At 51.2% G+C, this 13237-nt stretch carries 12 protein-coding genes; 3 read left to right on the top strand and 9 right to left on the bottom strand.

Annotated elements, in window-relative coordinates; genetic code table 11:
- Nucleotides 1–42: 42 nt before the first annotated feature.
- From FDW88_RS21195 to FDW88_RS21185, 3 genes are read right to left on the bottom strand one after another with little or no spacing between them, the layout of a single operon-like run.
- The gene (locus FDW88_RS21195; RefSeq protein ID WP_096757049.1) at nucleotides 43–1605 is read right to left on the bottom strand and encodes an ABC transporter substrate-binding protein; all 1563 of its coding nucleotides are present in this window, start codon (nucleotides 1603–1605) and stop codon (nucleotides 43–45) included.
- A 16-nt stretch (nucleotides 1606–1621) separates the two neighbouring features.
- Nucleotides 1622–2209 carry a D-alanyl-D-alanine dipeptidase gene (gene ddpX / locus FDW88_RS21190; RefSeq protein ID WP_096757050.1) on the bottom strand — a complete coding sequence of 196 codons (588 nt, stop codon included), beginning with the start codon at nucleotides 2207–2209 and terminating at the stop codon, nucleotides 1622–1624.
- A 14-nt stretch (nucleotides 2210–2223) separates the two neighbouring features.
- Complete coding sequence (locus FDW88_RS21185; RefSeq protein WP_137363307.1) at nucleotides 2224–3090, bottom strand: MurR/RpiR family transcriptional regulator; 867 nt, start codon at nucleotides 3088–3090, stop codon at nucleotides 2224–2226.
- 400 nt (nucleotides 3091–3490) lie between these two features.
- Between FDW88_RS21185 and hdeB the strand changes: the two genes are divergently transcribed.
- Complete coding sequence (gene hdeB, locus FDW88_RS21180) at nucleotides 3491–3820, top strand: acid-activated periplasmic chaperone HdeB (RefSeq protein WP_115258498.1); 330 nt, start codon at nucleotides 3491–3493, stop codon at nucleotides 3818–3820.
- 156 nt (nucleotides 3821–3976) lie between these two features.
- Entirely contained in the window at nucleotides 3977–5920 is a 1944-nt protein-coding gene (locus tag FDW88_RS21175) for a methyl-accepting chemotaxis protein (RefSeq protein WP_115258499.1), read from the top strand.
- A 48-nt stretch (nucleotides 5921–5968) separates the two neighbouring features.
- Here FDW88_RS21175 and FDW88_RS21170 read toward each other — a convergent pair whose 3' ends face one another.
- Together FDW88_RS21170 and FDW88_RS21165 are read right to left on the bottom strand one after the other, a co-directional pair.
- Nucleotides 5969–7108: an HlyD family secretion protein gene (locus tag FDW88_RS21170; RefSeq protein ID WP_137363306.1), complete on the bottom strand. Its 1140-nt coding sequence runs from the start codon at nucleotides 7106–7108 to the stop codon at nucleotides 5969–5971.
- Nucleotides 7109–7110: 2 nt separating this feature from the next.
- A complete protein-coding gene (locus tag FDW88_RS21165) occupies nucleotides 7111–7449 on the bottom strand; it encodes a DUF3302 domain-containing protein (protein ID WP_096757054.1) in 339 nt (112 codons plus the stop codon).
- A 375-nt stretch (nucleotides 7450–7824) separates the two neighbouring features.
- Here FDW88_RS21165 and FDW88_RS21160 point away from each other — a divergent pair, with 375 nt between their 5' ends.
- A complete protein-coding gene (locus FDW88_RS21160) occupies nucleotides 7825–8286 on the top strand; it encodes a helix-turn-helix domain-containing protein (protein ID WP_137363555.1) in 462 nt (153 codons plus the stop codon).
- A 40-nt stretch (nucleotides 8287–8326) separates the two neighbouring features.
- On the opposite strand, the gene FDW88_RS21155 is transcribed toward FDW88_RS21160, so the two are convergent.
- From FDW88_RS21155 to FDW88_RS21140, 4 genes are all read right to left on the bottom strand, one after another.
- Nucleotides 8327–9694, bottom strand: coding sequence for a glycoside hydrolase family 10 protein (locus FDW88_RS21155; protein ID WP_135912041.1), 1368 nt, complete (start codon nucleotides 9692–9694; stop codon nucleotides 8327–8329).
- Nucleotides 9695–9706: 12 nt separating this feature from the next.
- Entirely contained in the window at nucleotides 9707–9994 is a 288-nt protein-coding gene (locus FDW88_RS21150; RefSeq protein WP_096757060.1) for a VF530 family DNA-binding protein, read from the bottom strand.
- Between the two features lie 157 nt (nucleotides 9995–10151).
- Nucleotides 10152–11486 carry an HlyD family type I secretion periplasmic adaptor subunit gene (locus FDW88_RS21145; RefSeq protein WP_135912042.1) on the bottom strand — a complete coding sequence of 445 codons (1335 nt, stop codon included), beginning with the start codon at nucleotides 11484–11486 and terminating at the stop codon, nucleotides 10152–10154.
- 2 nt (nucleotides 11487–11488) lie between these two features.
- On the bottom strand, nucleotides 11489–13228 hold the full coding sequence (locus tag FDW88_RS21140; RefSeq protein WP_135912043.1) for a type I secretion system permease/ATPase: 1740 nt from the start codon (nucleotides 13226–13228) through the stop codon (nucleotides 11489–11491).
- Between the last annotated feature and the right edge of the window lie 9 nt (nucleotides 13229–13237).

Genomic DNA, 13237 nt, shown 5'->3' with positions numbered 1-13237 from the left:
CCCCTTGCGGAGCCAATGCGGCTCCGCATAAACGTGGTGAGATTATTTACTCATGGTGGAGATGTTGAAGACCTGTTCCAGCATTGGGTTAAATACAAATCCTTTGACGTCTTTGTTCATCGCCAACTGGTAGTTTTTCTGGAATAAGTAGACGTAGGCCGCTTCATCAATCACGATGGTTTGCGCCTGCTGGTAATCGTTGGTTCTGGCCACCTGGTCGGTCGTTGACAACGCGCTGCGCAGCAGCTTATCGACCTCACTGTTTTCATAGAATGAACGGTTGCCTGGTAAGCCTTTTTTATCCGACTCAAACCAGTAGTTCATAAACATGTACGGATCGGCGAAGTCCGGGCTCCAGTTGCCGATGGCGATGTCGTAATCACCTTTACCAACGCGGTCACGCATGGTGGCGTTGGCCAGTTTTTCCAGCTTGACCTTGATCCCCAGCTTGCCAAGACTGGCCTGGGTGGCGAGGGCAATCGGCTCCCAGTTCGGGTCGTTATCCGAGTACAGGAAGCTCAGGCTGTCTGGTTTGTTTGCGACTTTGTCCCACTCGGCTTTGGCTTTCGCTTCATCAAAGCTGTATTGCATGGCTTTTTCATCAAAGCCCCACATGCCTTCGGGGATCGGGCCGCGCATCTGCTTACCGTTGCCGCTGAGGATCCCGTTCACCATGCCCTTATAATCCGTTGACCACGAAATAGCGCGGCGTAAATCCACCTGATTGAGCGGTGCTTTACTGTTGTTCAAGTACAGGTAGGTCACGCGTAGTGACGGGTAATCCGCTACTTTGACTTTGCCTTCCTGCTTTAAGGCGGCAAGCTGATCGACGGGCAGTGCATCAGCGATGTCGATATCGCCGCGCGACAGCTGCAGACGGCGGGAGGCGCTTTCACCGATGATTTTCACCGATACGCGCTTAAACACCGGCTTGGTGCCCGCCCAATGCGGGTTCGGCACCAGAACCAGCTGCTGTCCTTTTTGCCAGCTCTTTAACATAAAAGGACCCGAGCCCGCCGTATTCTGGGCAAGGAAACCGCGCGCATCGTCGGCGGCATGTTCTTTTAACACCGCCGGGTTGATTATCGACGCGCCGTCATTCGCCAGCGTGTACAGGAAAGGCGCGAACGGCTGGCTGAGGGTAAATTTCACTGTACTGGCATCAATGGCCTCTACCTTCAAATCTTTCGGGAACGCTTCGGCAGGTCCCTGGCCAATTTTGATCAGGCGTTCAAAAGATTGCTTCACCGCCTCAGCCGTTACCGGCGTGCCATCGGCAAATTTGGCCTCGCTTTTCAGGGTGAAGGTCCACTCTTTTTGATCGTCAGACGCCTTCCAGCCGCTGGCTAAATCGCCTTCTACTTCCGTGGATCCTTTATCACCTTCAGTTTTATACTGCACCAGACGCTGATAAGACGGATAGGTTACCGTCCAGTCGTTGTTATCAATCGTGACGGCAGGATCGAGCGTTTGTGGATCGGCGGCTTTACCGATCACCAGCATATCCTTAGGTACCGCGGCTTGTGCCGCGGGCAGGGCTGCCGCTAATGCTAAAGCAATCAGCGCGGGGCGAAACAGCGATGTTAAGGCGTGTGTTGTCTTCATAACCAGGCTCCAGAAATTAAAGGGGGTGTGGTGTTGTTATTTGGGGGGCAGGGAAACACGCAATACAGTCATCAAGCAGGGGGTAACGAGCTGCGTCTGGTAATTCAAAATGCCACCATTCGCTGCTGATCCCGACAAAACCGCCACCGGACATAATGGCGTTCAGCATTAGTCGATTACGCTGCGCGGGTGGCGCAACGGAAGGATGCCAGGCGTGGGAACGATCGTGCATTTCATCAAAATCGGCCCCCATATCGAGGACATTGCCACGTTCGTCCATCAGCGTGACGTCAATGGCCGTGCCGCGGCTGTGATTGGAGCCAATCGCGACATCGACAACGTACTGCGGATCCGGGCAGGCATTCCATAGCATCGCCTGCGCCTGCTGCGGACGATAAGCGTCGTACACCACCAGATTCAGGCCCGCCAGTTTCGCAATGCTGATGCTTTTGGCCAGTCCCGTGACCGCATCGGTGTGTAACAGGCAGCGCGCTTCCCGGTAGACGGGTGCGCCGGTAATGTTATCGCGGGTAGCGTATTTGAGATCGATATGCAGTGACGGAAAGATCACCGACAGATCGACCAGAACAGAGGTTTCTGGCATAGCACGATTCCTGTTTATTGTTCGAATTGACCAAACTGCTGTTGGAGTTGGCGATTGGTTTGCAGGCGCCCGGCGAGAGCGTCGCCCAGTTGCGCCACCACCGCGGAGAGTAATAAGTTGAACAGACAGCTGACGGGGGCAAGGGAGTCCCAGAAATGCCCGGTGTCGGTTTTCACCTGGAGTAAATCAATACCGTAGTCTCTGGCCCACGGACACCAGACATCGGTTATCAGCGCCAGCGGAATGTGGCGGTCGCGGGCGACCCGGCAATATTGTCGTGATGTTGCCGAGTAGGCGCGCATATCGGTTATCACCACATACGGCTGGTCAAACCCTGAATTCAGTGACTCAACCCAGCTTCCGGACAAGCCCTCGGAGTAACTGACTTTAGGTCGCAGGTATTCCAGATGGCTGAAAAAGGCGTTGGCAATCCCGCGGGTCGACTGAATGCCGAGGATATACACGGCCTCGGCGTGTGCCAGTTGTTGCGCAATGCGTAAAAATGTGTCGCTTTGCGCCAGTTGATAAACATGGGTAATGGCATCAATTTCCAGCAGCAGCGACTGCTGCGCCCGGTCCGGCAGACGTTGCTGCTGGTGCCAGGAATCAAGCCGTTCATTCATTCCCCACGGCTGAAAGGGGATAACAGGCAGTTCGCGCAGGCTGGCTTTAGCATCTTCCAGATTGCGAAAACCCAGTTTGCGCAGATAGCGTCCAACGGTAATGCCACTGGTTCCCGTGGCCTTAGCAATGCCGTCTGCAGTTTCAAACGGGATCTGCGCAGCGTGTGCTAACAGCCAACCGGCAACACGCTTTTCACTCGGCGTAAGCTGGCTGAAGGTATGTTCTACGCGGGCGAATAATTCAGGTTTTGATGTCATTACCGTCTCGCTGTTAGTTGCCTGTCAGATGCCGTGTCGTTGTTACTGGATTAACAACGCAGGACGCGTGCCATGTCTGCGCCCCCGGTTTACTGGCGCCATTTGTTAAACAATGCGTAATTTTATTAACCAATGATCAACATTTGTGCAGCGTAGTTCAGTTTTGGTGCAACGGTAGGGAAAGCGGGGTATGAATCGGCGGATTTCGTCGGGACGATCACATTGTGAGCGATATTTTCCCCACTGACATCAGAATTGGTAACCCGAAATATAAATTTCAGCCATATCAACGACCATCATCTTTATTCTTTTAAGAGTAGGGGTATTATTTTTCCCGAGCTACATTAACGGTTTAAAGCGCAAGTGTAGATATTATCTATATTATAAATGGAGTACTACAATGAATAAATTCTCCCTTTCTACCGCAGGTATTCTGGTTGCCGCGTTGTTAACCAGTGTCAGCGTCAATGCAGCAACTGAGACCACAAAAACTGAAGTGACGCCTAAAGGAATGAGCTGCCAGGAGTTTATTGATTTGAACCCACAAACCATGGCGCCGGTTGCCTTCTGGGTGCTGAACGAAGATGAAGACTTCAAAGGGGGAGACTACGTAGACTATAACGAAACGATCACTACTGCGGTTCCCCTGACCATTGAAATGTGCAAAAAGAATCCACAGAGTGAATTAAGTAAAATAAAAGCCGAGATCAAAAAAGAATTATCTAAATAAGATTAAACACTTATTAAAACCCAGCCACAGTGCTGGGTTTTGCTATACGTGACAGTGTCACATATATATTTTCACATCCTCTGATAAATCATCATAAAGATATTAACAACCGTGCCGATACTGCTTAAAAGTTAGCCTTTTGCTGAAGGAGTTTGTATGGCCTGGTATCCTACTCGTATTTCCACGCGTTTAACCATTGGCGGCATTCTGCTGCTTGCCGTCACCACCCTGGTGATTGTCGCGATTATGCTCTGGCGCGGTCAGCCCAGGGTTGTTGAGATCAATACCGCCCTGATCGAAGAGACGGGGCAAGGGTTAACCCGCCAACTGAGTACTGTGTTATCGCGTATTGAGGGTGAGACCGTTAGTCTGTCACGTCTGGCTGAAGTATTACCTAACGATGAATCCCTGTACCAAAGCGTGGTGCCGCACCTGATTGGCGAGGATAAGAATTCGATTATTACCGGCGGCGGGATCTGGCCGGAGCCAAATGCTTTCACTCCGGGCGTGGAGAAGCGCAGCTTTTTCTGGGCGCGTAACGCGGAGGGAAAACTGGATTTTTCCAACGACTATAACGCCGAAGGTTCAAATGGCTATCACAACGAAAGCTGGTATCAGCATGCCAAAGGGCATTCGCAGAACAGTTGTTTGTGGTCTGATGTTTATCAGGATGCCAGTTCTGGCGTCAATATGGTGACCTGCAGTATCCCATACCTGCACTCGGGCACGTTTGCCGGAGTAGCGACCACCGATATTCGTCTGGATAACGTCGCGACCTTTATGCAGCAGCAGGGTAACAGTACCGGTGGCTATGCGTTTGTGGTCGATAAACAGGGGCAAATCCTGTACTTCCCGCAGGCCGACAACGCAAAACAGAAAACATTTAGCGATCTGTCCCGCAGTGCGCAATGGCTGGCTCCGGTCGAAAATGGCCTGAAGTCGCTTCGCGTTGCCGACGGGGTGAAAACCATTACGCTGGAAAACGATGGCGTGCTGAATACACCGTCGCGAGTGATGCTGTTCCCGATGGCGGACACCGGCTGGGTGGTGGGCCTGGTCACGCCAGAATCACGCATTGTTGGCCTTGCAAAAGTGATGATGCAGGACGTCCTGGAAGTGTTGATCCCGATTATGACGGTTCTGCTGGTGGGCTCCTGGCTGGTGGTGCGCAGACTGATCTCGCGTCTGGACGATACGCGTCGCGCTCTGGATGATATTGCGCAGGGCGAAGGTGATTTGACCCGTCGTCTCGATGTCCGCGGCAAAGATGAGATTTCAGCCATTGCGGAGGCGTTTAATCTGTTTGTCGATAAAATCGCGGCCATCCTGATTACCGTCAGAAGCAGCAGCGTGGTGGTCGCCAATAACGCGGTCAGCCTGGCAGACAGCAATATGGAGCTCTCTTCACGGGTGACGCAGCAGGCAGCGGCGCTGGAAGAAAGTTCAGCGGCAATGGAGCAGTTAAATGCGACCGTTCATCAAAATGCGAGCAATACGCAGCTGGCAGATGAGTTATCCGACAATACCGCGCAAACGGCCAACCGCTGCGGCGATGTGATGCAGGGGGTGATCTCCACCATGGATAACGTCAGCGGCTCATCCGGCAGAATGGTAGAAATTGTCGCGGTGATCGACAGCATTGCTTTCCAGACCAACATTCTGGCCCTAAACGCTGCCGTTGAGGCCGCTCGCGCGGGCGATGCGGGGAGAGGATTTGCCGTTGTCGCCTCTGAAGTTCGTACGCTGGCACAGCGCAGCGCTACAGCCGCTCAGGAAATCAAAGCGTTGATTGATGAGTCGGTGTCTCATGTGGGCAGTAGCAGTCAGCAAATTCACACTGCCGGCGAACGGCTGGAAGAACTGGTCAGCAATGTGCGGCAGGTACGCCAGTTGATGGGTGAAATTCGCGTAGCGGGGGAAGAACAACGCAAAGGTGTTTCAGAAGTCACGCTGGCGGTAACTGAAATGGACAGCACCGTGCAGCAGAATGCGTCGTTAATCGATGACGCTGCCGCACGTACCCAGGTGCTTAAAGAAGAGGCCGAGCAGTTAGCGCTGCTGGTTTCGACATTCAAATTGCCTGAACCAGCCGCGGCCTGATTCCGCAAAACCGGTATCCGGGCGCAACGTCTGCGCCCGAATACGCCATTAGTGATCCAGATACAGGTAGTGCATCCAACTGGTCATACGCAACAGTATTTTTCGCAGCAACGACAAGGCTTCAAAATGGTGTGCGGAATAGACCGCAACCTGCGCGGCCACGCCATCTGGCAACTGCTGTTCCGCCTGATTCTCACCGACATCAATGCTCACAAGCACTTTGTTGCTTCCTGGCGCCATATTCAGTGATTGTAACGTGCCCTGGGCGTAATAGGCTCCGGTAGGGATTACCGGGGCCACGTTCACCACTTTTCCTTCGATCACCTGTCCCGGCAACCCGTTAAAAACAATCTCTGCATCGTCGCCTACATTAAGACGTAAAATAGCGTTCTGACGGAAAGCCGCCACAATTTGATTCTTGTGGGCAGGAATAAATACCATCACCGGTTTAAAAGGGAGCCTCGAGGCATAGGTTCCGGGCCGCACCAGGAGTTGACTGATATAACCGTCACTTGGAGCACGAACAATCGTTTGTTCATAATTGAATCGCGCCTCATCAATTTGTGCCTGTAAACTGGCAATCTGTGAATTTTGACCATTAATACTGCTGTCGAGTTCTTTTTGAATACTGTTCAATTCAGCATGGGCGGCATCCATCGCCGCATCCTGCGCCAGATAATCCTGACGCGCGGTATCAATATCATTGGCGGTAAAGGGATTAACCTTAGCCCGACTTCCTTGCTGGTAGCGCTGATAATTTTTGTAATACTTATCGCGCTCTGCTTTCGCCTGCTCAAACTGAAGACGCGCGCTGTTGCGTTTTTCTTCCAGCGGCATAACGTCATGCTTTTCCGTGACAATGTCCGCTTCCAATTTTTCCAGTTTGGCTTTGTAGCGGGTAGGGTCAATTTTAAACAGAATCTCACCTTTTTTGATCGGTGTATTAATTTTGTCCGTGACTTCAGACACCACGCCCGTAACCTGTGGGACAACAGGAATACCCACTACCAGTTTTTGCGCATCCTCGGTATAGGGATGGTTGTAATTCATGGTGAGAATTAACGCGCCCAGCATAACTATCCCACCAAGAACCGCTGTAGGGACTGTCCATTTATTTAACGGTACTTTAAATATCTTGAAAATGGCATAAACAATAGCGGCGTAACTTAATACTAATAATGTTTCCACGATCAATTCACCTTCGATTCCTGCACATTACCGGGTGCTATTTTTTCGAGTGTTTTCTCCAGTGAGGCGATCCGCGCGGTAAGTTCCTGCGTGTCATTACGCGAGACATGACCATGCCAACCCTGTTTATCACTGTATAACGTTGCCCATATCCACAGAAATGGCCAGAGCGCATGTAGCGTAAACAGGCTTACCCAACCAGCTACATGGATCGCATCCAGATGTGGGTGATTTCTCTTTTTGGCAATTTCATAGGGAATGTCATGCAAAATCAGTACGCCATAAAAAATAACTAAGAACACGAAAATGAGCATCGCTAATGCAATATAATTGAGTACCATAAAAACTCCCGTTGTTAGCGATACATTATCGCCATATTTTTAATGGCAAAGAGTGTTAATATGTTAAAAGTATAAAATAAGACTTTCTCGAAAATTATCCGATATAAGCCAATCCAAAATTGGATTTTCCTCATTTGCTTTTTCCGTTCAGAAGGATAATTATTGAAGAGAGGCAATATAAATAATCTTGAGAACGCTATGACAAATCCCCCCGAACAATCAGGTCGCAGTGAAGAACTTCTGACGGTAAATATTTCCAGACTTTTCAACGCATTATTACCACTTTCCGAACCACAATCCTTATATCGCAGTGGGTCTTTTATTATGGACTCGCAGGGAGAGAACGGAATTTGGCTGCTGACAGAGGGGAGAATCGTGATAAGACGTCGCATTGATGGTCTTATTCTGGCAAGCCAGCAGGCGCCGATAATGCTGGGAATGGCAGAGTTTTTTCTTCCTACCGGGCAAAACTTTTATGATATTGAGGCCGTCAGTCCTTGTACGACACACGTTATCAAGAAAACAGATTTTATGACGGTCGTGAATCGCGATCAGTTATGGGAGTCGGTAGCGGTCGTTGAAGCCTACATTATCCAGGTGATGAGCCAACGCGATCGCCTTATCACCAGCCGGAGTGCCACAGATATGGTCTGGGGACACCTCGAACTGCTGCAACAAGAACCTGAGGAGATCAGACAAAGGATCTCTGCAGCACAATACATTCGGGATCGTACTGGACTTTCGCGTAGCACGGTTATGGATACCCTTGCCAGACTCAAACGGCAGGGGGCAATCCAGCTTCAGCGCGGTCATCTGGTGTGCATCTGTATCGACTAACATCCGCCGCTTGATGCCATAGCGGCGGACAGTGGCAACATTACTGCCCCCAGCGGGTGCGGATATAGGTTACCGCATCCTGGGTTTGGGGTTGATTAAGGTAATCCTCTCTGAACAGGATCGTACCGTTGATGTGCGGTTCAGTCTCGTTCATATCGAGCTGTTTTTTCAGTTCCGGAACACCACCGTTAACCGCCCAGTCGGGCTCTTTTCTTGACGGCTCACCAACCTTATACAGCGCAACCCCGATATACAGGCGCGTGTTGGTTGACTTGACCACGTTCGCCCACCATTTTGCCAACACATCGTAACGCGCGGCATCCCGGGCAAAAGGCCAGTAAAGCTGTGGGGCGATGTAATCCAGCAGGCCCAGTTGAACCCAGCGGCGTGTATCTGCATAGGATTCATCATAGGCCGCCGCACCGCGCGTGTCGGAACCCGCCGGGTCGTGCGAACGGTTACGCCATACGCCTGCCGGGCTGACGCCGAACTCCACTTCAGGATTCAGTTTCTTGATAGTCTGCGAGACCTGCGCAATGAGCTTTTCTGTGTTATGGCGTCGCCAGTCCGCTTTCGAGGCAAATCCTTGACCATATCTTCTGAAGGTCTGACTGTCGTTTAGCGCAGAACCGGGTGATTCGGTATAGAAGTAGTCATCAAACTGCACGCCGTCGACGGGATAATTCTCAACCACTTCCGCCACGATGCTGGTTACCCAGTCCCTGACTTCAGGAATGCCCGGGTCGAGGACGAAACGCTCACCCGCCGTGCGGATCCAGTCTCGATGCAGAACAAAGACGCTGGATGGATTCTGGGACAAGGTATTATTTAATTCCGTTACCGTTCCGGGTTTGGTGTTGACAGAAACGCGATACGGATTAAACCAGGCATGGACTCTCATCCCACGCTTATGGGCTTCGTCGAGCATAAACTGCAGCGGATCGTAACCCGGATCTTCACCAATTTTGCCCGTCAGGGTATCTGACCACGGCAAAATTTTGGATTGCCATAGCGCGGTGGCATCTGGCTTGACCTGGAAAAACACGGTGTTGATCCCAAGACGCTTAAGATTATCCAGCTTATCCGTCAGCGCTTTTTTCTGCTGGCTAATGCGGATGGCGGACGAACTGCCGTTAACCGAGGAGATCGGCGGCCAGTCCAGGCGCGAAACCGTTGCCAGCCAGACACCACGCATCGGCTCCTGACTACGCTGCGGTTTGGTTAACGGCGGCTGTGGCGAGGTTTTCGGCACCGGCGGCTCGGAAGAGCAACTGCCGAGTAAGAGCATGCTGCCGACGAGCACGGCGAACCATTTCACGTTGGTTATCGGCAGTATGTTGCGAGAACGGGCGACGAGATTCGCCAGCTTTTTCTGGTAATGACCTGAAATAAAACCGGGTGCAGACATCTGAAAGGGCTCTTATTTCTTATTAGCGCGACTATTAGCCCAGGGATCGAAGTCCGGTGACTCGGTGTTTTCCGGGGCGTCATCATTCAGGGAATCAAGATACAACGCTTCTACTTCAGCGCGCGCCCAGGGCGTGCGGCGCAGAAATTTTAAACTGGATTTAACGCTGGGATCGTTTTTAAAACAGTTGATGTTGATGAGTTGGCTCAGCTCAGCCCAACCAAAGCGGTCAACCAGCGCAGTGACCTGCATTTCAAGCGTTACGCCGTGTAAAGGGTCTTTCGAAGTATGAGCATTCATATGAAGTCCAGTTCAGGGGTGCAAATTAATCATTCACGCACGCAGTAGGCTTGCGAAGGGGAAGGTTACAAGAAAGCAGGGCGACCAGCAATGGCATAAACAGGCCTGATGCTCGCGAATGAGCACCAGGGTTCCTGTCAGGGTAATGAATTGACGATCAGTATTCTTTAAACGCCAGTTCCAGACGGGCGAGTAAGGGTTTAAACAGGTAGCTTAAAAATGTCCGCTCGCCGGTTTTTATCGTTACGCTGGCGGGCATCCCGGCTTTAATCTTGTAATCACCCAGCAAGCGCGCACCTTCAGAGGAAACCTGCACTTCGGCGAGATAATAGGGCTGTTGGGTGGCTTCATCAATTAACCGGTCAGCGGAGACGGTTAATACATGCGCAGGTACTGACGGCAGCAACGCGTGGTTAAGGGCCGGGAACAGGACGTCCACGGTTAACCCTGGCGCCAGTTTATCAATGGCATGTACCGGTATTTTGGCATCGATTTGCATCGGTTGTCCGGCGGCAACAATATCCATCAGATGTTCGCCCGGTTGAATTACACCGCCAACGGTACTGACCTTAACGTCCAGTACCACACCGTTAATGGGGGAGCGAATTTCTGTGTTATCCAGCTCATGACGGGTAGATACCAGTTCATCTTCCAGCATGGCGACTTCTTTTTGGTTTTCGGTCAGTTCAGACTCTACCTCACGCAGGTATTGATGACGCGCCTGATATGCTTTGATTTTCAACTCATTTTGCTGAGATTTGAGTTTGGCAATGTTCAGAATATCTTCGGATACACTACTGGAGATTTCAGCGGCCTCACGTTCAAGCACCAGTAATTGCGCTTTCGGGTAGTAGTTTTTTTCACTCAATGCACGAATTGCGCCGAGCTCGCGGTTAATCAGCGTGAACTGATGATCGCGATAACCTTTTATTTTGTTGAGATTTTCCGTCTGCCCGATCAGGCCATCAAGCGTTTCCTGAATCATCGACAATTCATCCTGAATCGTTTTACGCCGGGTATCAAAGAGTTTGGCCTGCAAATTTCTGACTTCTGTCAGACGTTTATTCCCGGAAAATTGCTGAGTCAGCGCGCTATTGAAGGCAATCTCCTCCAGACCGTCTCGCTCTGCCATCAGCCGGTCTTCAATACTTTTTGCTGAAATATACTGCGCGTTTAAGGCACTGAAACGCATATCGAGCTGCATTTTATCCAGACGGATGAGGACCTGATTTTTTTTGACCTGGTCACCTTCTTTAACGAAAATATCCGTTACACGTCCGCCGCTCAGATGTTGAATTGTTTTCCGGTTGCTTGATACCGTCACCGTGCCATCCGCGACCACCCCGGCATCCAACGGCGCCTGTACCGCCCAGAGCAGAAAGCCGCCAACGCCGAGCACGATGACGACGATTCCCCGAACAATCGGCGCCCAGATATTGGTATCCACACCTGAAGACCCCGGATTTCCAGAACCTTTTGTATTCTTTTTCATCTTCATGCCTCGCGTTTTTGTTCATTGTTGGATGAAGACGCTGTCGCCACTGGTTTTAATACATTGGCCTGGCGTAACGTGGTAAAGACCTGATCACGGGTACCAAACTCCTGGATAGCCCCTTCATTGAGCAGTAAAACCTTGTTCACCACACCGAGCAGCGTGGGGCGGTGGGAGATGATCACGGTGGTTTGCCCCTGGGTTCTGAGGGTATTAATCGCCTTGATGAGGGCAAATTCACCGGCATCATCCAGGTTAGCATTTGGCTCATCAAGGACCAGAAATGCGGGGTTGTTATACACCGCGCGCGCCAGCCCGATACGCTGACGCTGACCACCTGATAATTGATATCCACCTGAACCCAGTAAAGTGTCATACCCCTGCGGCAGGCGCAGGATCATCTCGTGCACACCCGCAAGCAGCGCGGCCGTCACGATAAGTTCACTGTCATTTTTCGTAAAACGGGCAATGTTTTGCGCGATTGTGCCGTCAAACAGTTCGACATCCTGCGGAAGGTAGCCGATGGACGGGCCCAGCAGTTCTTTATCCCACTGACAAATATCCGCACCGTCGAGCCGGACTTTACCCGATAACGGTTTCCACACGCCGACCAGCACTTTAGCCAGCGATGTTTTGCCTGAGGCTGACGGGCCGATAATCCCCAGTACTTCGCCTTGTTCAAGCTGAAATGAAATATTGCGTAGCAGCGGAGTATGCTGACCGGGGGCGGCCGCAAAGACGGCTTCGACGCTGATATTGCCTTTGGGTTTTGGCAGAGTCAAGACATCTTTCGGTGCCGGGTACTCCTTCAGCAGGTTTGATAACTGGTGCCACGCGCTGCGAAATTGCACAAACTGCTTCCAGCTGCCGATCACCTGTTCAACCGGGTTCAGAACGCGCCCCAGAATAATCGAGGCGGCAATCATCAGGCCGGGGGTAATTTGTCCCCCGATCACCAGTAGCGCACCGGCGCCCAGCGCGATGGACTGCAATAACACTCGCACGAAGCGGCTCAGGCTGCTTAATCCTGCCGTTTTGTCGGCGATCTGCGTTTGTAATACCAGCACCTTGTCATGCTGGGTTTGCCAGTTGGACTTGAGGGTAGAGAGCATCCCCATCGCTTCAATGGCATCGGAGTTTTGCAACTGCTTATTGAGTTTGGTGGCATTGTTGATGGTCAACGCATGGGCTTGTTGAATAGGTCGCTTCGTCGATAATTCAGACACTATGGTGAGAATAAACAGTATGGATATCCCGCCGAGGGAGAGATATCCCAATAAAGGGTGGACAAGAAAGGCGATGAATAAATAAATGGGGGTCCACGGAATATCCAGCAGAGCAAACAGGCTATTGCCAGAAAGAAACTGACGAACCTGGTCAAGTTCTGCTATTGACTGCGCGGGGTTGTTCTCACCGGTGGCAATCTTTCTTTTAAACGCTGAGTTAAAAATCAGCTGGCTTAACTTCACATCCAGCCGATTTCCCAGACGAACCATGACCTTAGCACGGGCTGATTCAATCATGGCAATGACAGTATATAATCCGACAATAAGTAAGGTTAACATTAACAGCGTGGTGGTGTTTTTACTCACCAGAACGCGGTCATAAACCTGTAGCATATAAATTGCCGGCGCCAGCATAAGCATATTAATCACACAACTAAAAAATAACAGGATAAGAAAAGTAGGTTTCGTTCCTTTTAATGCATCATTCAGTTCTGTTGGCGTATGCTGGCGCGACATAGTCTTCTC

Source organism: Citrobacter sp. wls829 (genome assembly GCF_005280825.1).
Taxonomy (GTDB): Bacteria; Pseudomonadota; Gammaproteobacteria; order Enterobacterales; family Enterobacteriaceae; genus Citrobacter; species Citrobacter gillenii.
The sequence above is the reverse complement of the archived record's forward strand: the minus strand, read 5'-3'. Positions and strand labels throughout refer to the sequence as shown.